The sequence below is a fragment of the [Clostridium] colinum genome (genome assembly GCF_940677205.1).
Classification (GTDB): Bacteria; Bacillota; Clostridia; order Lachnospirales; family CAG-274; genus Tyzzerella; species Tyzzerella colina.
Genome location: NZ_OW712331.1, coordinates 1,882,279 through 1,903,977, shown reverse-complemented (window position 1 = coordinate 1,903,977; position 21,699 = coordinate 1,882,279). Strand labels below are relative to the sequence as shown.

14 protein-coding genes, 6 tRNA genes, 2 pseudogenes and 1 other annotated feature are annotated in these 21,699 nt (G+C 26.5%); of the genes and pseudogenes, 19 read left to right on the top strand and 3 right to left on the bottom strand.

All coding sequences use genetic code 11. The annotated features are described in order from the left end of the window. Positions 1–97 precede the first annotated feature (97 nt). Positions 98–559, top strand: a pseudogene (gene tnpA, locus NBW53_RS09225) (IS200/IS605 family transposase). Between the two features lie 292 nt (positions 560–851). Here tnpA (NBW53_RS09225) and NBW53_RS09220 read toward each other — a convergent pair. Both NBW53_RS09220 and NBW53_RS09215 read right to left on the bottom strand, forming a co-directional pair. Continuing rightward, a complete protein-coding gene (locus NBW53_RS09220) occupies positions 852–1,307 on the bottom strand; it encodes a hypothetical protein (RefSeq protein ID WP_250277959.1) in 456 nt (151 codons plus the stop codon). 36 nt (positions 1,308–1,343) lie between these two features. Beyond that, positions 1,344–1,417: transfer RNA gene (locus NBW53_RS09215), tRNA-Thr, on the bottom strand. A gap of 138 nt (positions 1,418–1,555) precedes the next feature. Continuing rightward, positions 1,556–1,677, top strand: a sequence feature (ribosomal protein L10 leader region). Positions 1,678–1,728: 51 nt separating this feature from the next. Between NBW53_RS09215 and rplJ the strand changes: the two genes are divergently transcribed. The 14 genes and pseudogenes from rplJ (at position 1,729) to NBW53_RS09145 (ending at position 20,795) form a co-directional block, all read left to right on the top strand. Beyond that, entirely contained in the window at positions 1,729–2,220 is a 492-nt protein-coding gene (gene rplJ, locus NBW53_RS09210; protein WP_250277958.1) for a 50S ribosomal protein L10, read from the top strand. 143 nt (positions 2,221–2,363) lie between these two features. Continuing rightward, entirely contained in the window at positions 2,364–2,738 is a 375-nt protein-coding gene (gene rplL, locus NBW53_RS09205; protein WP_250277957.1) for a 50S ribosomal protein L7/L12, read from the top strand. A 193-nt stretch (positions 2,739–2,931) separates the two neighbouring features. Continuing rightward, positions 2,932–3,393: pseudogene (gene tnpA / locus NBW53_RS09200) on the top strand (IS200/IS605 family transposase). A 440-nt stretch (positions 3,394–3,833) separates the two neighbouring features. Then, positions 3,834–6,881 (top strand): S-layer homology domain-containing protein, encoded by a 3,048-nt coding sequence (locus tag NBW53_RS09195; RefSeq protein WP_250277956.1) that lies wholly within the window; start codon positions 3,834–3,836, stop codon positions 6,879–6,881. Between the two features lie 431 nt (positions 6,882–7,312). After that, a complete protein-coding gene (locus NBW53_RS09190) occupies positions 7,313–10,492 on the top strand; it encodes an S-layer homology domain-containing protein (RefSeq protein ID WP_250277955.1) in 3,180 nt (1,059 codons plus the stop codon). Positions 10,493–11,198: 706 nt separating this feature from the next. Further along, a complete protein-coding gene (miaB, locus tag NBW53_RS09185) occupies positions 11,199–12,623 on the top strand; it encodes a tRNA (N6-isopentenyl adenosine(37)-C2)-methylthiotransferase MiaB (protein WP_250277954.1) in 1,425 nt (474 codons plus the stop codon). A gap of 18 nt (positions 12,624–12,641) precedes the next feature. Further along, positions 12,642–13,037, top strand: coding sequence for a YlbF family regulator (locus tag NBW53_RS09180; RefSeq protein ID WP_250277953.1), 396 nt, complete (start codon positions 12,642–12,644; stop codon positions 13,035–13,037). 16 nt (positions 13,038–13,053) lie between these two features. Then, positions 13,054–15,699 (top strand): DNA mismatch repair protein MutS, encoded by a 2,646-nt coding sequence (gene mutS / locus NBW53_RS09175; protein ID WP_250277952.1) that lies wholly within the window; start codon positions 13,054–13,056, stop codon positions 15,697–15,699. A gap of 17 nt (positions 15,700–15,716) precedes the next feature. Continuing rightward, positions 15,717–17,657, top strand: coding sequence for a DNA mismatch repair endonuclease MutL (gene mutL, locus NBW53_RS09170; protein WP_250277951.1), 1,941 nt, complete (start codon positions 15,717–15,719; stop codon positions 17,655–17,657). Between the two features lie 12 nt (positions 17,658–17,669). Continuing rightward, positions 17,670–18,302, top strand: coding sequence for a site-2 protease family protein (locus NBW53_RS09165; protein ID WP_250277950.1), 633 nt, complete (start codon positions 17,670–17,672; stop codon positions 18,300–18,302). A 1-nt stretch (position 18,303) separates the two neighbouring features. After that, on the top strand, positions 18,304–19,059 hold the full coding sequence (locus tag NBW53_RS09160; protein ID WP_250277949.1) for a segregation and condensation protein A: 756 nt from the start codon (positions 18,304–18,306) through the stop codon (positions 19,057–19,059). After that, positions 19,060–19,617, top strand: coding sequence for an SMC-Scp complex subunit ScpB (gene scpB, locus NBW53_RS09155; protein ID WP_250277948.1), 558 nt, complete (start codon positions 19,060–19,062; stop codon positions 19,615–19,617). It begins immediately after the preceding gene. A 101-nt stretch (positions 19,618–19,718) separates the two neighbouring features. After that, positions 19,719–20,096, top strand: a complete 378-nt coding sequence (locus NBW53_RS09150; protein ID WP_250277947.1) for a DUF1292 domain-containing protein — start codon at positions 19,719–19,721, stop codon at positions 20,094–20,096. 24 nt (positions 20,097–20,120) lie between these two features. Beyond that, positions 20,121–20,795: a hypothetical protein gene (locus NBW53_RS09145; protein ID WP_250277946.1), complete on the top strand. Its 675-nt coding sequence runs from the start codon at positions 20,121–20,123 to the stop codon at positions 20,793–20,795. Positions 20,796–20,948: 153 nt separating this feature from the next. Here the strand turns inward: NBW53_RS09145 and NBW53_RS09140 are convergent. Continuing rightward, positions 20,949–21,029: transfer RNA gene (locus tag NBW53_RS09140), tRNA-Leu, on the bottom strand. Between the two features lie 303 nt (positions 21,030–21,332). On the opposite strand from NBW53_RS09140, the gene NBW53_RS09135 reads away from it, so the two are divergent. From NBW53_RS09135 to NBW53_RS09120, 4 genes are all read left to right on the top strand, one after another. Then, a tRNA-Leu gene (locus tag NBW53_RS09135) sits at positions 21,333–21,415 on the top strand. A 4-nt stretch (positions 21,416–21,419) separates the two neighbouring features. Further along, a tRNA-Gly gene (locus NBW53_RS09130) sits at positions 21,420–21,491 on the top strand. Positions 21,492–21,496: 5 nt separating this feature from the next. Next, a tRNA-Gln gene (locus NBW53_RS09125) sits at positions 21,497–21,568 on the top strand. 59 nt (positions 21,569–21,627) lie between these two features. Then, positions 21,628–21,699: transfer RNA gene (locus tag NBW53_RS09120), tRNA-Gly, on the top strand.

Here is a 21,699-nt window from a genome sequence, read left to right as displayed (position 1 = left end):
TGGTGGTAGGTAAAAACTCTTATAGAAAAGTAAAAACCTCCTATGATAGAATATAATTGGTCTGGGAACCAAAAATAAAATAATAGGAGGTTTTGTCATGAAAGACATAAATAGTTTATCACATTCTAAATGGAGATGCAAATATCATATAGTATTTGCACCAAAATATAGGAGACAAGAAATATATGGAAAGATAAAAGCAGATATAGGGAAAATATTAAGAATGCTGTGTGAAAGGAAAGGAGTTAAAATAATAGAGGCAGAAGCTTGTAAAGACCATATACATATGTTAGTAATACTACCTCATTTAAGTGTCTAACAATTTATGAGATATTTAAAAAGTAAAAGTAGCTTAATGATATTTGATAGGCACGCAAACTTAAAGTATAAATATGGAAATAGACATTTTTGGTGTAGAGGATATTATGTAGATACAGTAGGAAGAAATAAAAAAGTAATAGAAGAATATATAAGAAATCAGTTACAAGAAGATATATTAAATGACCAAATAAGTTTAAAAGAATATATAGACCCATTTATGGGTAGCCAGAGTAAGTAGGCAAAAAAATAGCCACTTTTAGTGGCAGCCAAGAAATAGTAGTGTAATTATCAGACCATTCAGTGCCTCTTTAGAGGCTTACAACAAAAAAAGCCCTTATAGGGCTTGAGCAAACCACCCGTTTAACGGGTGGTTTTGATTATAATAATTTGTGATTACGATGAGTATATTATGTAAAAATCAATATTTTTAAGGGCTTTAGCCCTATTAGATTTTTACATAATATAAAGCATTTAAAAATATAAATTGAAAACTATTTTGTACTTTATTTTTAGTATGTATTATATAGTTTTTATTTAGAATTATTTTTTTTCTCTTCTTTTTCTTTAGCTTTTTTAGCTTTTTTTATTTCTTTAAGCTCTTTATCTGTTTTCATACCAACAACATTTACTATGTATATACCAGCAAGCTCAACTTTTACATTCTTTTTTACAGTTATAGCGTTAAATACTTTTTTATCACATATTAAAGTTAAAATTTGAGGACCTATTTTTGCTTGAACAAAATAAAGCTTTAAAAATTTATATATTTTAGGCATTTGTTCTGTAACCATTTTAGGCATATTAACGTCTGTTATTTTACTTTTTTTCTTATCTATAACAAAAATAGTGGTTGTTTGTTTTGAGCGATTTATCATATCTTGATGGTCGCCCATTTTTTTCATAGCTTTTCTATTAACCCAAACCAATATACCTAATATAACGCCAACTATTAGTGTAATAATAATTAATATATCACCTGTACTCATATTATATTCCTTTCTATGAAAAAATTATATAAATAAAGCTGACAAGCGGATTTGAACCGCCGAACCTCTTCATTACCAATGAAGTGCTCTACCTGCTGAGCTATGCCAGCAAACTTAAATAAAATTTTAACATATATATACATATAAGTCAAGTTAATAAACCCTAAACAGTTGTTAAAGTAAAATAAGAATATTAATAGTTATAGTTTATAAATTAAATATTTATCTTGACATAATGTTAAAAATATATTATTATGTAATAAGTGCCGTAGACAGTAGGTGTTTTTACGTAATGCTTTTGCAACCTACCGAGGAATTATAATCGAAGATTTTATCCTTGCTGTCTTTGCAGGGTTTTTTGTGTTTAATTTTATACGGCTACTTAGGCTTTTGCCTTAAAAATATTATAGGAGGTAAAAAAATGGCTAAAGTAGAACAAAAACAAGTCATAGTTAATGAAATTAAAGAAAAGCTTTCTAAAGCTACTTCTGCAGTTTTAGTTGATGCTCGTGGTCTTACTGTTGAGCAAGACACTAAACTTAGAAAAACTTTAAGAGAAGCTGGTGTAGACTATAAAGTTTACAAAAATACTATGATGAGATTTGCTATTGAAGGTACAGAGTTTGAAAGCTTAGGCCAACATTTAGAAGGTCCTAGCACATTAGCTATTTGCTATGGTGCCCCAACAGTTGCTGCTGGTATCTTAAATAAATTTAGACAAGAAGCTAAAGCTTTAGAGTTTAAAGCAGGTGTTATTGAAGGTACTTACTATGACACAAAAGGTATGGAAATTATCGCAGATATTCCATCAAGAGAAGTTCTTCTTTCAAGACTTCTTGGCAGTATACAAGGTCCTATTGGAGCATTTGCTCGTGTGGTTAAAGCTATTGCTGAACAAAAAGAAACAGCTTAATCTTAAGATATGTATATTGAAATAGGTATTTATAACAATTTTATAAACTAAAATATTATATTTTTTAGTTTTAAGATTAAAATCATACCTTAATTATAATTAATTAAAAAATAATAAAATTTATATTTATGGAGGAAAATAAAATGGCTAAATTAACAATTGAAGAATTTATGGCTGCTATTGAAGAGCTTTCTGTTTTAGAACTTAACGAATTAGTTAAAGCTTGTGAAGAAAAATTTGGAGTATCTGCTTCTGCTGGTGTTGTAGTAGCTGCTGCTGGTGGCGGTGCTGCTGCTGAAGAAAAATCAGAATTTGATGTAGAATTAACTGAAGTTCCTGGTGATGCTAAAGTTAAAATCATCAAAGTTGTTAGAGAATTAACTGGTCTTGGTCTTAAAGAAGCTAAAGAAATCGTTGACGGTGCTCCTAAAATCGTTAAAGAAGGCGTTTCTAAAGATGATGCAGACAACTGCAAAGCTAAACTTGAAGAAGTTGGAGCTAAAGTTACTTTAAAATAATTGGAAATAGTAGAATAATAATTTAGGGCTATCATTTTAAAGATAGTCCTAAATTTTATTGTCGCCGAATAGGATTGATTAAACCACCAGCATAGCTGGTGGTAGGTAAAAACTCTTATAGAAAAGTAAAAACCTCCTATGATAGAATATAATTGGTCTGGCAAGCAAAAATAAAATAATAGGAGGTTTTGTCATGAAAGACATAAATAGTTTATCATATTCTAAATGGAGATGTAAATATCATATAGTATTTGCACCAAAATATAGGAGATAAGAAATATATGGAAAGATAAAAGCAGATATAGGGAAAATATTAAGAATGCTGTGTGAAAGGAAAGGGGTTAAAATAATAGAGGCAGAAGCTTGTAAAGACCATATACATATGTTAGTAGAAATATCACATTTAAGTGTATCACAATTTATGGGATATTTAAAAAGTAAAAGTAGCTTAATGATATTTGATAGGCATGCAAACTTAAATTATAAATATGGGAATAGGAATTTTTGGTGTAGAGGATATTATGTAGATACAGTAGGTAGAAATCAAAATGCAATAAAAGAATACATAAAAAATCAATTAGAAGAAGATATAGCAAATGACCAAATAAGTTTAAAAGAATATATAGACCCATTTATGGGTATCCAGAGTAAGTAGGCAAAAAAATAGCCACTTTTAGTGGCAGCCAAGAAATAGTAGTGTAATTGTCAGACCATTCAGTGCCTCTTTAGAGGCTTATAACAATAAAAAAGCCCTTATAGGGCTTGAGCAAACCACCCGTTAAACGGGTGGTTTTGATTTATATCAGAAAGTAAATTAATAAGTTAAGAGTAGTTTTTTATTTTTTAGAGGTTAATTATCATTATTATTGATATAAAAAAATATCAATGATAAAAATATTTTATAAAATTAAATAGGATGATTAAAAATTACAAATAGGTATTTTTTATTTAGACTGATTCTAAAATATATTATTTGACAAACTATGGATATATATGTAATATATAATTATAAACTTAATTACATACTATATGTTTTAGTTACAATTATTAAATATTAACTGAAGTTAATATTCATATTTAATGGAGGATTTTAATATGAAAAAAAATATTTCAAAAAAAGCTATCAAAGCTATGGCTATGGGTATAGCCATTGGTATAGGTAGTTCTTTAGCTATAAGCGGTGCTATAGATAAAACAGTTGTAAAGGCTTATGCTTCAAATTTAGATGCAGTAGCTCCTGGTTCAATAGATAATACAAGAGTTGGAGTACAGGAAGGTGACTATATTGTTGTTAATTCTGGATTATTATTTAAGGTTAATTCTAAGAATAATAAAAATACAGCAACTTTAGTTGGGAAAATATCTAGTGTAGGATCTTGGGGTGCAAAAACAAAAAGTTCTGAATATCCTTTTGCAGGTAGATTAGTTGATGGTAAGTTAACAGTTTGTACTAATAAATGCTATACTTTTGATGTGGTTGAAATAGCTAATAATGAACCAGGTAAAAAAATAAATTTTGTTGATGGTGATGTTTTAACAAATGCTTCTACTTTAGTTACAGAAATTAAAGAGGATGCATTAAGAAATGTTACAATAAAAGGAGATTTTTCTTTACCAGCTGTTAGTCATATAGAAGATTCTGCTTTTAAAGGAGCAACTATAATGGGTAACCTAAATGTAACTATTAATGAACCAAGTAAAAATTTACTTACTTCTAGAGATGCTTCTTCTCAACTTACATTAGGGAATTATGTTTTTGAAAATGCTAAGATAAAAGGAAGTTTTAATATTAGCTCAAATGCAAAAAATAATATTGTAGGTAATGAAATTTTAAAAGGTGCTAATATTGGTAAAGATTTAATTATTGATTTAAGAATAAACATTACTGATTATAATCAAGCTAATAATGTTTTTAAAAATTTAATAGTTAATGGTAATTTAGATTTGTCTAAATTTTCTGGTGATGGTGTAGATAATCTAAGTCAATATGGGTTAGGTAATAGTGTTGATGATATACCAGAAGGATTAAACCCTACTATTGTTAACGGCGAATTAAAATTACCATCGACTACTACTTTAGATAAATCTTCTTTAGCGGGAATTAAAGTTGGAAAGTTAGATTTAACTAAGATACCTTTAACAACACCAAATGAGTTAAGTGAAAAGACTTTTGAAAAAGCAACTATAAAAGACTTAAACCTTGATTCTAAAACTAATAAGATTAGTTCATTTGCATTTAGCGAAGCTAATATTAATGTAACAAATGATACTTTTAAAAATATTAAAGAGTTAAAAGAAGGAGCTTTTAAAGGTTCTAATATTAATGGTGACTTAGATTTTTCTAATGACACAATAATGAAGAATGCTTTTAAAGATTCTATTATTAACGGTAGTTTAGATTTATCAAGTGCTAATTTAGAGGTAAGTGATGATAATAAGATTTTAGAGAATTCAACTATTAATGGTACTTTAAATTTAAGCAATACTACTATTCCTACAATAAAAGATGGAACAACTGGTGCAGTTGCAAATTCTAAAATTAGAGATATTATTTTAGCAGGTGTTAATAACATACCAGCTAATACTTTTAAAGGAAGTACATTTGAAAATACTTTAATAGTAGATGCAACAACTATTGGAGCAAATGCATTTGATTTGACTAACGAAGCTACTATTAGATTAACAAAATATTCAAAAGATAATCTTGCAACAATAGATGCTAATGCTTTTGGTGGACAAAATGGAAAAAAAGTTACATTACTTTTACCTATTGGTACAAGTAATGAAGATATTAAAAACTTAAAAAATAAATTAAATAATAAAAATATTAATTTTATTGCCGATACTGTAGTTGTTACAAACAATGTAGGTACTTATACATTTGAAAGTGGAGTAAAATATAATGAAATTACACTAATAGATTTTACACCATCAAATAAGTCTAGATTTGCAAGAAATGTAGATGATAATACTTCTTTTATTAATGGAAAATTAACTTATAATGGTAATACATATAATTTAACAAAAATTGGAAATGATAAACCTTTATTAGAAATTACAAATGAAGCTTTAAAAAATAACACATCTTATGTAACAACTATTTCAGATAATGTTTTTAAAGATAATAAAACTATAAATGAGATAAACCTTCCTGTTGTAACAAATGTTGGAGAAAATGCTTTTTCTAATACAAATATTATTAAAGTTGATTTAGGTAGTAAGTTATCTACAAAAGTAAATATACCTAGTAGTGCTTTTTTAGGTGTTTCAACTATTAAGGAAATAAAAACTAACAAAGAAAGTAAAAATGTTGTAAAAACAGCATTATCTAAATCTAAATCTAATAATATTATTTTAGAAGTTAATAATAATAAAGAAATTGTTAATGAAATTAATAATAGCACAGGAGCAAATCCAAATAGTATATTAGGAAACTCATTTACACATGGAACAGGTGCTAATATAGGCATTACAAGTGATAAAATTACAAACACTAATGATAAAGCTATTAATACACAAAATAGTCAAAAAGTTGGAGAAGATAAAAATCTATCTATTAGTGATATAAAATTACCTATATTATCAGATGAATCTAAAGTATTTTTAGATATTTCTGATAAACATTGGGCAAAACCATATATTGACAAGTTATCTAAAGCTGGTATTATAAATGGAAATAATGGAGAATTTAATCCAGATTCTAAAACAAAGCGAGCAGATGTTACAGTAATGCTTATTAAACTTTTAGGTTTACAACCAGAAACTAATAATAAATTTATAGATGTTGATTCTTCTGCATATTATGCACCTTATGTAGGCACAGCATCTACTTATAAAGTAGTTAATGGAGCTAATGGTATGTTTAATCCAGAACAAGCTATATCTAGACAAGATACTATGGTTATGATAGCTCAAATATTAAAAGGTTTAGATTTAAATATTAATACGGATACTAGTGTATTAAATAAATTTAGTGATATAAATAAAATTTCTAGTTATGCAAATGAAAGCGTGGCTATATTACTTAATTCTGGTATTATATCAGGTAATAATGGTAAATTAAACCCTACAGATAATATTACTAGAGCAGAAATGGCTACTATTATGTCAAAATTATATGATATTTTAATTAATACTAAATAATTGAATAACAATATATTTTAGGTTATAGACTTTGTCTATAGCCTTTTAATTATATTATTTTTTATGCAAAGTTAAAAATAAATAAAATTTTATTAAAATAATAAAAATAAGTATAAATTTTAATTATTTTTGTGAAAATTATTTTCAAATATTTGTGAAAAAATATAATAAGCAATTTAAAAGTGTATATAGTTTATTTAATTTAAATAATTATAAAAAAATTTTATATATTATTATTTAAAAATAACATATTTTGACAATGAATTAATAGTAGTTTATGTATTGACAAAATATAATTATATATATATTATATAATTGTAATTTTAATGATTTATGAAATATTTTAAGGATAAATATATTAAATTGTAAATTAATATATTTTTTCTTTTATTTTTATAATTAATTTTTATTTTTTATGGAGGGATTTTTAGATGAAAAAAAATATATCAAGCAAAGCTATAAAAGCTATGGCTATTGGTATGACGGTTAATTTAGCTACAATAAGTATAGCTACTGTTGGAGGAATTAGTCTTAATATTGTTAAGGCAGAAGATACATATGATGATGGATATGAAGAAGATTATTATGAGTATATTGACATTAAAAATCCAGAGAGTATAAAATTAACTGAATATAGTTATGCTGTTACAGTAGATAGATTATTATTTAAGTTTGTAAAACCTAAAAATAAAGAAGATGCTCAGCCAGTAGAAATTAGTGAAAATAATGAAAGTGAGTTTGAAGCTATTTTTATAGGAATAGTTTCAAATAATTCAAATTTAAATGATGAAATAGAAAAGAAGGATAATGATAAGTTACCTTTTATGGCTAATATTGATAAAGAAGGAAATTTAGTTATAAAAACATCTGAAAAAAATAGTGAAGCGAGTTCAATAAGTGATTCAGTACAAGATAATGGACAAAAAGAAGTAAAAGTTCCTATTACACAAATTGGTAATGATAGTGATAACAATTATGGTAATGAAGGTGTTTTACGCTACTATAAAATAGATAAAGACAAAGACCCAGAACAAGAAAATGCTATAGCAGTTGATCAATATTTAATATATTCATTTTCAAAATTTAAAAAAGTAACGAAGATAGGTGCAAATGCATTTAGAGACATTACAATTGAAGATTATTTAATATTTCCAAAAGTTACTGAAATAGGTAAAAATGCATTTTGGGGAAGTACAATAAATGGAAATTTAATATTACCAGAGGTTTCGAAATTAAATTTATTTACTTTTCGTGGAGCAACAATAAATGGTGATTTATTACTAAAAAAAGCTAAAGAAATTAATGGAGCTTTTAGAGGTACTTATTTTACAGATGAATATAAAGGTATCACAGTAAAAGGTAAATTAGTATTAGGTGATAATGCTATTATAGATGATATGGAGTTTAATTATACTAATATAGGAGAGTTGGATTTAAGCAAATGTAAAGTACTTGAGGTTAATCCAGAATATGAAAAAGAAGAAGATGATGATGGACCAGATATTCCATCCACACCTTTTATTAATACTAAAATAGGAATTTTAACATTACCTAAAGACTATAAAGGTGCTAATGGAGCTTTTTTTAATTCTAAAATAGGTGTTTTAAATATAAATGCAAATACATTTGCAACAGATGCATTTAATGGTGAAATTTTTAGTTCTGAAACAAAATTTTCAGAAATAGGTACTTTAAATTTACCAGATGAGTTTACAGGACAAAACCATTCTTTTAAATATACTACTATTAAAAATTTAGATTTATCTAATGTTAAAGATATTAGCATAAAAAATGACTTCGAAATTAACGAAGATGAAGATCTTGAATTAGGTTTAGAAGATGATTTAGGAGATTTTGAAGATTTCGAAGATTTCGAATCTATAGATACTGCGTTTGCAGAGAGTATTATAGAAAATCTTACTCATAATGGTACTACTATAATGGGTGATGGATTTTTTTATGGTTCAACTATTAAAAATCTTAAGTTTAAAGAAGGTTTAACTCGTATAGAAGATAAAGTATTTGCTCAAGCTACTATACCAAAAGAAGTAGTTCTTCCAGAGATTACAAGTATAGGAAGTAGAGCCTTTGACATAGGTAATATAGAACCAGTTACTATAAAATTACCAGCGTATAAACCAGAATATATAGATAATATAGAAAAAGATGCTTTTAGCTTAGTAGTAACAGTTATATTACCGGCTGGTACTTCTGAAAAAGATAGAAAAGCTCTTGAAGATAAATTAACAGGTGATTTTGGAGCTCCTACCGTATTAGTAGATAAGGCAGAAGAAAATATTGTATCTACTACAAATGTTGGGACATATAAATTTGAAATGTTAGATAAAAAGAAAAAAGAAGTTGCTTTAACAGGATTTGAGCCTACAAATACAAATTTAAAATCTAAAATGGTTGATGATAGTAACTTTAAAAATGGTGTAATCACTTTAAATGGCAGTAACTATAAATTAACTCAAATTGGTGTTGGAACACCTATTACTAATTTAACAGATAAGGATTTAGAAGGACATACAAATAATGTAATAACTATTGCAGATAATGCTTTTAAAGGTAATAAAAACATTATAACTGCAAATTTTAAAAATGTTAAAACAGTAGGTGTAAATGCATTTGAAGGGGCTAGCAATTTAAGAATAGTTAATTTACCTAAAGTGACTAAAATATCTGATAAAGCTTTTGCATCTACAAATGTTATTGAAGTTAATTTAGGTAAAGATACTACTGAAAAAATTGAAGTTAAACCTAATATTTTTGACGAAGTTACAACAATTAATAAAGTTGAAACTAATAATATTAGCAAAGATAATGTTATAGATGCTATTAAAAATTCAAGCTCAGATAAAGTAAATCTTGTTACTAGCAATGGTTCACAAACTGTTAGCTCTGAGAAAAATAGTGTAAAAGGTATGCAATTTAATAGTAGTAGTGCAAATATAGGTGTAAAAAATAAAACTGATAATACAGAAATAAACCAAGAAAATAAACCAAATAAAAAAATTAGTGTAGATACTATAAAATTACCTAAAACAGAAGGTAAAGCTAAAGACTTTACAGATGTTAAAGATAATCATTGGGCAAAGGCTCATATTGATAAATTATCTACTGCTGGTATTATAAATGGAGATAATGGTAAATTTAATCCTAATGGTAATACAAAAAGAGCAGATGCTACTATTATGATTGTTAATCTTTTAGGTTTAACACCAGAGAATAATAATAAATTTACAGATGTTAATCCTTTAGCTTATTATGCACCTTATGTAGGTACTGCATCTACTTACGGTATTGTTAGTGGGTCTAATGGAATATTTAATCCAGAACAAATTATATCTAGACAAGACACTATGGTTATGATAGCTCAAGTTTTAAAAAGTTTAAATTCAAATGTTAATACAGATGTTAGTGTATTAAATAAATTTAGCGATGCAAACAAAGTTTCTGCTTATGCAAATGAAAGTGTTGCTATATTAGTTAATGCGGGTATTATATCTGGTAATAATGGAAAGTTAAACCCTAATACTCCAGTTACTAGAGCAGAAATGGTTACTATTATGTCTAAATTATACGATATTTTAATTGACGTTAAATAATTAAAATTTAACAATATAACATATATCATTTAAGTTTTATTGATTATTATTTTATATAAAAGACAAAGTCATAAAATAATATGATTATGTCTTCAGGGTGTAGACTTTGTCTACGCCCTTTCGTCGTAATAATAAAAAATTAGGTTGTTTACTGTTTTTAGTGATAGAAAAAATATAAACAATTAAAATATTTTACAAATAAAAAATAGAAAATTACTACTAAAAATTATAAATTGTATATATGTTTTTATAATAAATATATAAATAAAATACTTAGATACTTATAAATTAAATTATGATTTAGTTATATTTATAAATTTAAAAAATTTATCACTAATTTTGATAAATAACCTAAAATTATTATAACGAGTTACTATATGAAAAAATTTGATTTCTTTACACAAGGGCTAAAGTCCTAGTAGAATTTTTATGCCTTGTATAAAAATAAAAAAATTAGTATAAAATATTTTTTCTTCAATTTTAAGATAAAGTCATAAAATAGTATAAATTTATCTTTTATAGTATAAGTTATCTTAATACATTAAGTATAATATTTTTTTATAAAAACAAAAAAATAATAATCATTTACAAAAAAACTTTTTTAGAGTAAAATTAAAAATGTATTTAACAAATATTATTTGATAATAAGCAGGTTTTATTATAAAATGTATTATGTTAATACACTAATATTACGGAGGTAAAAAACTTGGGAAAAAGAGAAGACATAAAAGTATCTGAAGAAGAACTTTTATTACAAAAGCAATATATAGAAAAAATAAAGAAAATAAATGAAGATTTTGAAAAAATAAATGGTAGAAAAAAGAAAATGATTATATCTACCTTTGGCTGTCAAATGAACGCTAGAGATAGTGAAAAGTTAGACGGTATGCTTAAAGATATGGGATACATAGATGCTAAAGACGAAAAAGATGCTGATTTTATTATATACAATACTTGTTGTGTTAGAGAAAATGCAGAAAATAAAGTATATGGTAATTTAGGTTATCTTAAAAAGGCTAAAGAAGAAAATAAAGAGCTTAAAATAGCTTTGTGTGGTTGTATGATGCAACAAGATATTGTTATAGAAACTATACAAAAAACATATAAACATGTAGATTTAGTTTTTGGTACGTTTAATTTATACAAATTTCCACAGCTATTATACACAAACTTTGAAATAAACCAACCAGTATTTGATATATGGAAAGAACATAAAGATATAGTGGAAGATTTACCTAGCATAAGAAAATATAAATTTAAGGCTAGCGTAAATATTATGTTTGGTTGTAACAATTTTTGTTCTTATTGTATAGTACCATATGTACGAGGAAGAGAAAGAAGCCGTAAAAGTGAAGACATTATAAAAGAAATAAGAGAGCTTGTAGAAGACGGTGTGGTGGAAATTACATTACTTGGACAAAATGTTAATTCTTATGGAAAAGGACTTGAAGAGAATATAGATTTTGCAGGGCTTTTAAGAAAAGTAAATGAAATAGATGGATTAGAACGTATTAGATTTATGACAAGCCACCCAAAAGATTTATCAGATGAGCTTATTTATGCTATGAGAGACTGTGAAAAAGTATGTAACCATATACATTTACCTTTCCAAGCTGGTAACAATGAAATACTTAAAAAAATGAACCGTAATTATACTAAAGAGCATTATTTAGGTCTTATAGAAAAAATTAAAAAAGAAATACCAGATATTGCTATTACTACAGACATTATTGTAGGATTTCCTGGAGAGACTTTAGAACAAGTAGAAGATACTATAGATGTAATTAAAAAAGTAAGATTTAGCGGAGCTTTTACATTTATATATTCTAAAAGAACAGGAACACCAGCGGCTAAAATGGAAAATCAAGTAGATGAAAAAATAATTAAAGAAGGCTTTAATAAAGTTTTAGATACATTAAACCCTATTATATTAGATATTAATAAGCAAAAAGTTGGCAATACTTATAAAGTGTTGGCCGAAGAATATGATGAAGAAACTAAAACTATAAAAGGTAGATTAGAAGATAATAGCCTTATACATTTTAGCGGTGGAGAAAGACTTATAGGAAATATTATTGATGTTAAAGTAGTAGATTGTAAAACATTTTATCTAATAGGTGAAGTTATATAATTTTAGGAGGGAAAAAATATGAATAATCTTTTTGAACAAGCAAGAGAACTTGCAAAAAATTTATTAGAAACTAATCAAGGTAAAAAATATCAAGAGGCAAAATATATTTTTGAAGGTGATGATGAAGCCGTTGGCATGCTACAAGAATACGGTAATAAAACTAGAGATTTTCAAATGAAAATGCAAAGAGGAGAAAGCGGAGAAGAATTTGAAAATGCTAAACAAGAGCTTAATAACCTTGTTGCAGAGATGAAAAAAAATAGTATAATAACAGAGTTATTTAAAGCAGAAGGTGAGTTTAACCAAATGGTAGCTAGCGTAATGGATATATTTAATGCAACCCTTACAGGTGAAAGCGAAGAACAAGGTGGTTGTTGTAGTGGGGGTTGTGGCGGTTGCACTGGTTGCCACTAATTTTTAGGAGGCTTTTATGACAGAGTATACACCTATGATGAATCAATATTTAGAGATAAAAGAAAATTATAAAGATTGTCTTTTATTCTTTAGACTTGGTGATTTTTATGAATTATTTTTTGAAGATGCAGTTACAACTGTTGCAGAGCTAGACATAGTGCTTACTAAAAAAAGTTGTGGGAAAAAAGATGGGGAAGCTTTAAAAGTAGATATGTGTGGAGTTCCTTTTCATTCGGCAGATGGGTATATAGCAAAGCTTGTAGAAAAGGGCTACAAAGTTGCTATATGTGAACAAATAGAAGACCCGAAAAATATGACCGGGAAGGTTGTAAAAAGAGATGTTGTAAGAGTAGTTACAGCTGGAACTGTTATAGATACTAATGTTCTAGAAGAATCTAAAAATAATTACATTATGTGTATATTTGAAAATAAGGCAGCTATTGGGCTTTCTGTATGTGATGTTTCTACTGGTGAGTTTTTAACTATAGATTTTAGTCTTAGCGAAAAAAATAAAGTTATAGATGAAATAGCAAAATATAATCCATCGGAGATTATATGCAATAGTAATTTTACTTTATCATCAGAAATAGAAAAAATATTTAACATTAGGACATATACTTATTTAGATTTTTATTTTCAAGTAGACAATGCTAAAGATAGTCTTTTAAAACATTTTAATGTATTAAATCTTAATGGATTTGGTATAGAAGAAGAGCCTATATTAATAAGTGTTAGTGGAGCATTAATGAGGTATCTTTTAGACACACAAAAAAATAATCTTTCTCATATATCTAAAGTAAAAAAATATACAACTAATAAATATATGTTTTTAGATATATCTTCAAGAAAAAATTTAGAACTTACACAAACTATAAGAGAAAAAGGGAAAAAAGGGTCTTTATTATGGGTGTTAGACAAAACCAAAACTCCTATGGGAGCAAGGCTTATTAGAAAGTGGATAGAACAACCACTAATAGATAAAACAGATATAGAAAATAGGCTTTTAGCCGTAGAATATATAAAAAATAATCCATTAGACAAAACAGACATAGCCGAATATCTTTCAAAAATAAAAGATATGGAAAGGCTTATTAGCAAAGTGTCTTATCAAACGGCAAATGCTAGAGATTTGATAGTGCTTAAAAATAGTTTTAAAAGTTTACCTGATATAAAACAAGTTTTATTAAAAGCAGATACACCATTAATAAAAAATATATGTGAAGATTTTGATACATTAGAAGATTTATATACTATAATAGATAATTATATAAAAGAAGAACCTCCATTTAGCATTAGAGAAGGCGATATGATAAAAGATGGAGTTAACGAACAGATAGATAATTTTAGACAAGCTAAAAGCAAAGGTACAAGTTGGCTTTTGGAGCTAGAAGAAAAAGAACGAGAAAAAACAGGTATAAAAAATATAAAAATTAGATTTAATAAAGTTTTTGGTTATTATATAGAAGTTACTAATTCTTATTTATACTTAGTGCCAGAAAATTATATTAGAAAACAAACATTAGCTAATTGTGAAAGATTTATAACAGAGGAACTTAAAAAAATAGAAGAAGCTATATTAGGAGCAGACGAAAAATTAGTTGAGGTAGAGTATGAAGAATTTTGTAACGTAAGAAACAATTTATCTGATAATATAAGTCGTATACAAAAAGTTGCAAATATTATTGCTAAAATAGATGTATTAATATCTTTTGCAGAAGTTGCAACAAAGAATAATTATACAAAACCAAACATAACAGATACCCAAAATGGAGTTATAAATATATCTCTTGGCAGACACCCTGTTGTAGAGCTTTTAACAGAAGATAGCTTTATACCTAATGATACTATATTAGACAAAGAAGAAAATAGATTATCTATTATTACAGGGCCTAATATGGCAGGTAAATCTACATATATGAGGCAAGTTGCACTTATTGTTTTGATGGCTCAAATAGGAAGCTTTGTACCTTGTGATGAAGCAACAATATCTATTGTAGATAGAATATTTACACGTGTTGGAGCAAGTGATGATTTAGCAACAGGTCAAAGTACATTTATGGTAGAGATGACAGAAGTGGCTAATATTATTAACAATGCAACGGATAATAGCTTATTAATATTAGACGAAATAGGACGAGGGACAAGTACGTTTGATGGACTTAGCATAGCGTGGTCTGTTTTAGAACATATTGCCGAAAGAATAAAAGCAAGAACACTTTTTGCAACACATTATCACGAGCTAACAGAATTAGAAGGCAAAATAGAAGGTGTAAACAACTATTGCGTAGAAATAAAAGATAATGGTGATGATATAGTTTTTCTTAGAAAAATTATAAAAGGTGGAGCAACTGGTAGCTATGGTATACATGTTGCAAAACTAGCAGGAATTCCTAGCCGAGTGATAGACAGAGCTAATGAAATATTGAATATTCTTAATGAATGTGATGCTACAAAAGTAGCTAATGTAAGCATACAAAATTTAGATAGAGTAGAAGAGGATAAATCTTCAAATGATTTTATGTATAATGCATCTGCTAAAAGAACTATACTTTTTGTAGATGAGCTAGAAAAAGAGTTTAGAGAGATTGATATAGACAACATATCTCCTAGAGAGGCTTGGCAAAAACTTTTTGAAATAAAAAGCAAGCTAAAAAATCTATAAGAAATGAGGTATGCCTATTGAACAAAAAAATAAAACTTTTAGAAAATAATCTTATTAATAAAATAGCGGCAGGCGAGGTAATAGAGCGTCCTGCCTCTATTGTTAAAGAACTTGTAGAAAATTCTATAGATGCTCAAAGTAAAAATATTATAATAGAGATAAAAAATGGTGGTACTTCTTTTATAAAAATACAAGATGATGGTATAGGTATAGAAAAAAGCCAAATAAAAACAGCATTTTTAAGACACGCTACAAGTAAAATTGAAAAATTAGATGATTTAGATAGTATTTTAACCCTTGGGTTTAGAGGTGAAGCACTAGCTAGTATAGCATCTATATCTATGGTAGAGATGATATCAAACACTGGAGATAGCAACATAGGAAATAAAATAACAATAGAAGGTGGAGAAATAATTACTGAAGAAGAAGTGGCATCTTTAAAAGGTACAACTTTTATTGTAAAAAATATATTTTTTAACACACCAGCTAGAAGAAAATTTTTAAAAAAAGATTCGGTAGAAGGTGGATATATATCTGAAATAGTAAATAGATTAGCTTTGGCACACCCTAACATAGCTTTTACTTATATAAATAACGGTGTTGAAGTTATCAGAACATATGGAGATAACGATTTAACAAATACAGTTTTTTGTATATACGGAAAAGAAATATGTAAAAAGCTTATACCTATAAAATCTAGTAAAAATGGATTTAGTATAGAGGGGCTTATAGGTATACCAGAATTAGCTAGAGGTAACCGTTCTTATGAAAACTTTTTTATAAATGGTAGATATATAAAAAGCTCTGTTGTTCAATCTGGTATAGAAGAAGGATATAATGGAAAATTAATGGTTGGAAAATTTCCAGTATTTATTATAAATATGACTGTTCCAGAAAATACAGTTGATGTTAATGTACACCCTACAAAGTTAGAAGTGCGTTTTGAAGATGAAAATTTTATATATAATTTTTTATGTGATTCAGTAGAAAAAACATTAAAAAAAGAAGTTTTAATACCTAATATTGAAATTGAAGAGGAAAAAATATTTTCTAATGTAGCTAATACTATACCTTTTAATGTAGAAATACAAAAAAATTTAGAAGATTTATTAATAGAAGATGAGGAAGATGATATAACAATAAGTATTAAAAATAATAACAATATACTTATGGTAAATGAAGAAGCAGAAGATGAAATTAATTTACCTAAAAATACTATTGTAGATATGGTATATACAAAAAAACAAGATGATAATAAAAAAATATATAAAGATGATGAAATAAAAGGTATAAAAAAAGAAAAAGAAGATATTTCTTTAATTGAAAATGAAACAATATTGAAAAAGAAAGAAACTATTACTAAAAAACATAGCTTTTTTAATAATTATAAAATAGTAGGTCAAATTTTTAGCACTTATTGGATTGTAGAACAAGGCGAAGAAGTATTTATTATAGACCAACATTCAGCTCACGAAAGAGTGATATATGAAGAGCTTAGCAAAAAGTTTAAAGAAGAAACTATTAATAGCCAAAGGCTTATAGAACCTATTGTTATAAAAGCATCATCTTTAGAAAAAGCTACAATAGAAAATAATATAGATTTATTTTTAAAATTTGGATTTGATATTGAAGAATTTGGGGCAAACGACTATGCTATAAGGCAAGTTCCTTTTATATTTAAATCTCCAGTAGAGCCAAAGTTTTTTACAGAATTATTAGATATGCTTGTAGATAAAAACATATCAAATGTATATGATATGAAAATAGAAAAAATAATATCTATGAGTTGTAAAAAAGCCGTAAAAGCTAATGATAGACTTAGCTTTGTAGAGGCTAAAGCTCTTATAGAACAATTGTTAAATTTAGAAAATCCTTTTAGTTGTCCTCACGGTAGGCCTACTATTATAAAAATGACTAAATATGAAATAGAAAAACTTTTTAAACGAATACAAAACTAATGGGGTGAAAAAATGGATGTTATTTTATATTATTTAGCTATTTCTTTAGCTGTAATTGTAGTTATGACCATAACAGGCTTTACAAAAGCATATACTTCTTACAAGTTAGGCGATATAGCTATAAAAAATATAGGAAAAGTGTCGTTAAATCCCAAAAAGCATTTTGAAATATTAGGATTTATTTTATTTGTTTTTTTTAATTATGGGTGGACGGCACCAGTAGATACTTCTACTATGTATTATAAAAATAGAAAAAAAGGAAATATATTAGTAAATATTATGCCTCTTATAGTTGCAATAATATTTAGTTTTTTTAGCTACACAATATTTAGTTTTTTATCAAAAAAAATAGGGTTAAGTAATAGTAATTTTGTTTTAATATTTTTTAATAGCTTGACTTTATTTTTTATAAACTTTTCAGTTTTTAATATTTTACCTATATATCCTCTTTTGGGACAAAAATTATTTCAACATATTTTGCCTTCTAACAAAGCTGTTATGTTAACACAATATGAAAAATTATTTCAAATATTAATTATATTTTTATTATTATCAGGGTTGTTACAAAAAGTTTTAGATATTTTAACATTTAGTATATTAAATTTTATAGCTATTTTATCAAATTTATTATTAGGGATAATATAAAATGTCTTTGTTACAAATAAAGCTAGAAGATTTTGAAGGACCTTTAGATTTACTTTTAAAACTTATAGATAAAAATAAAATAGATATTTATGATATACCTATATCTAAACTGACAGATGATTATCTTTATTGTATAAAAAATAAAAATATAACAGATATGGAAGAAATGAGCCAGTTTATAGTAATGGCTACAACATTATTAGAGATAAAATCTAAAATGCTTTTACCAAAAGAAAAAGATGAACAAACAAACGAAGAAATTGACCCAAGAGAAGAGCTTGTACAAAAGCTTATTGAATATAAAAAATATAAGATGATAGCAGAAAAACTTTATAACACAGAGGTTTTTACTGAAAAAGTTTTATTTAAAAATGCAGATATAGAGGCTATAAATAGTATAAAAATAAAAATTGAACCGACTGTTGAAGAAATTTTAGAAGGTGTTACATTAAAAGATTTATATAATGCTTTTGAAGAGGCTTTGAAAAGAAAAGAATTAAAAACAGACAAGATAAGAAGTGGGTTTAAATCTGTAACAAAAGCCATTTATAACATAAATGATAAGATAGTTTATTTGAAAGATTTAATAAAATTAAACAAAAAAATAAGTTTTAATAAAATATTTGAAGAAAGTTCATCTAAAGTTGAAGTAGTTGTTACTTTTTTAGCTGTTTTAGAGCTTATAAAAACAAAAGATATAAAAGTAATACAAAAAAATATTTTTGATGAGATAATTATAACACAAGGGGAAATATAAATGGGCATAAAAAATATAGAAGGAATAATAGAAGCTATATTATTTGCAAAAGGTGAACCTGTACCTTTAAAAAATATTGCTTATGCTATAGAAAATACAGAAGAACAAACTAAAATTATTATAGAAAAACTAATGTTTAAGTATGAAGAAGAAAAAAGAGGTATAAAAATAATAAAGATAGATAATAGCTATCAAATGTGCACTAATCCAGATTATTTTTCTCACATAAAAAATATTTATAACATACCACAAAAAAGAACTATATCCCAAACATTGTTAGAAACATTGGCTATAATAGCATACAAACAACCAATAACAAGGGCACAAATAGAGTATATACGAGGTGTAAGCTGTGAACATGCTATAAATAGTCTTATAAAATATGAATTGATAGAAGAAAAAGGAAGGCTAGATACCATAGGAAAGCCAATACTTTTTGGTACAACAAATTATTTTTTAAAACATTTTGGATTTACTTCTTTAGAAAATATGCCTAATATAGATAATGAAGAAGATATAAAAAAAGAAGTAGAAAATGAAGTTTTTAATTTAAAATAAGTATAGCAATATAATATATTGTATGGTATAATCATATTGTATTATTAAATGTATAAAAATAGCAATATTATAAATTAAAACATTACAAAGGAGGCTTTTTTATGAGCGAAAAAGAACATAACTGCTGTGGAGGAGAGCATCATCACGAAGGGTGTTGTGGAGGACACGGACACGACCACGAAGAACAATATCTTAAAGTAATTTTAGAAAATGATGAAGAATTAAAATGTAGTGTATTATCAATATTTGAAGTAGAAGACAAAGAATATATAGCGCTTTTACCAGTTGGTGATGACAAAGTATTATTATATCAATATTTAGAGCATAGTGAAGAAGATTTTGAACTTTTAAACATAGAAACTGAAGAAGAATTTGCAAAAGTAGAAGATGCATTTTTTGACATATTTAACGAAGAGCTTTTTGAAGACGAAGAAGAATATGATTATGACGACTATGATGATGAGGAAGATGAAGAGTAGTTAGCTAGAGAAGGGGAGAAGATTATGATAGCTACATTACACTATTACAATAGCTACAAGCCTTTTGTATTAGATAAAAAGAAAAGCAGAGAGCGAAAAATTTCTCCAGATAAAAAATATAATAAACAAGTATCAAAATATAAAAATTCAGAAATTTCATATTTCCTTAATAAATCTTTAAATGACAATGTTAAATCGTATATGTTTGAGCTATCGTCTAATTTTAATAGCTTAAAAAATATATCTAACAATATATATGAAAAGATGCATTATAACTTGCCTTCTGAAACATTAGAAGAAAATTTTGAAAAATTTACATCTACATATAATAGATTTATAGGATTTTTAGAGGAAAATGCAGAGAATAGCAGTAGTTTTAAAAATATGTTAAACTCTACTAAAGACATAGTTAATAATAATATAGATATACTAAATGATATGGGTATAAATATGTCTAAAACTGGATTTTTAAATGTAAATAATGATGAAAATAAAAATATAATGAGTATAGATAATGACAAAATAAAATCATTTTACCATAATTTATATGAAAAAATGTGTGACTTTATGGAAGAACCTATGTCAAACCATATGGATTTTAAAGATTTTTCATATTATTTTAATTATAGTGGTGATTATGATAAAAATAAATCTTTTAAGATAATAGAGCAAGGAATATTAGTAGATATAGTAGTATAATTAATAAAATTAAGACTATTTATAAATTTTAAAGTATTTTAAACTATGTTATAAGCTAAAAGGATATGTTTTATATTAACATATCCTTTTAGTGTAATTTTTATTTAATTGAGTTGTTAAGATTATTATATATAAAGTATATAATAAATTTTATACCGTTGGTGGGACTCGAACCCACACGAGAAAACTCGCCAGATTTTGAGTCTAGTGCGTCTACCATTCCGCCACAACGGCATATAATACAGTTAAAATAATTATACATATATATTTACTATTTGTCAATTATTTAATACTATTTTTTATTAAAATATAATATTGAAAAGTATATTAATTTTTATATTTATAACAGACTAATATTTTTAAATAATATAAAATTCAAATAATTATTGAAATTTTAGACGAAATATTATATTAAATAATAAATTAATTAATATTTTAAAATAAAAAACAATAAAATAATAAAAAAAGTATTGACTTTTTTTTATTTATGGAGTATAATTGATGACAGAGTTGTTAAGTATTAAACGTATTTAACTTGCAGTCGTGGCGGAATTGGCATACGCGCTAGACTAAGGATCTAGTGGTCCTAGACCTTGGGGGTTCGAGTCCCCCCGACTGCATAGTGCGCGAGTGGCTCAGTGGTAGAGCATCGCCTTGCCAAGGCGAGGGTCGCGGGTTCGAATCCCGTCTCGCGCTTATGAAGGGTTATCGCCAAGCGGTAAGGCACAGGGTTTTGATCCCTGCATTCGTAGGTTCGAATCCTACTAGCCCTGTATTTTAAGCTATGTAGCAAAAGCTACATAGCTATCATATAAAAAAAGCATATATTTATGCGCGAGTGGCTCAGTGGTAGAGCATCGCCTTGCCAAGGCGAGGGTCGCGGGTTCGAATCCCGTCTCGCGCT

Excerpts from the sequence above, each read along its gene's own strand:
- NBW53_RS09220 (WP_250277959.1), bottom strand. The coding sequence starts at position 1,307 with ATGAGTACAGGTGATATATTAATTATTATTACACTAATAGTTGGCGTT.
- rplJ (WP_250277958.1), top strand. The coding sequence starts at position 1,729 with ATGGCTAAAGTAGAACAAAAACAAGTCATAGTTAATGAAATTAAAGAA.
- rplL (WP_250277957.1), top strand. The coding sequence starts at position 2,364 with ATGGCTAAATTAACAATTGAAGAATTTATGGCTGCTATTGAAGAGCTT.
- NBW53_RS09195 (WP_250277956.1), top strand. The coding sequence starts at position 3,834 with ATGAAAAAAAATATTTCAAAAAAAGCTATCAAAGCTATGGCTATGGGT.
- NBW53_RS09190 (WP_250277955.1), top strand. The coding sequence starts at position 7,313 with ATGAAAAAAAATATATCAAGCAAAGCTATAAAAGCTATGGCTATTGGT.
- NBW53_RS09180 (WP_250277953.1), top strand. The coding sequence starts at position 12,642 with ATGAATAATCTTTTTGAACAAGCAAGAGAACTTGCAAAAAATTTATTA.
- mutS (WP_250277952.1), top strand. The coding sequence starts at position 13,054 with ATGACAGAGTATACACCTATGATGAATCAATATTTAGAGATAAAAGAA.
- NBW53_RS09165 (WP_250277950.1), top strand. The coding sequence starts at position 17,670 with ATGGATGTTATTTTATATTATTTAGCTATTTCTTTAGCTGTAATTGTA.
- NBW53_RS09160 (WP_250277949.1), top strand. The coding sequence starts at position 18,304 with ATGTCTTTGTTACAAATAAAGCTAGAAGATTTTGAAGGACCTTTAGAT.
- scpB (WP_250277948.1), top strand. The coding sequence starts at position 19,060 with ATGGGCATAAAAAATATAGAAGGAATAATAGAAGCTATATTATTTGCA.
- NBW53_RS09150 (WP_250277947.1), top strand. The coding sequence starts at position 19,719 with ATGAGCGAAAAAGAACATAACTGCTGTGGAGGAGAGCATCATCACGAA.
- NBW53_RS09145 (WP_250277946.1), top strand. The coding sequence starts at position 20,121 with ATGATAGCTACATTACACTATTACAATAGCTACAAGCCTTTTGTATTA.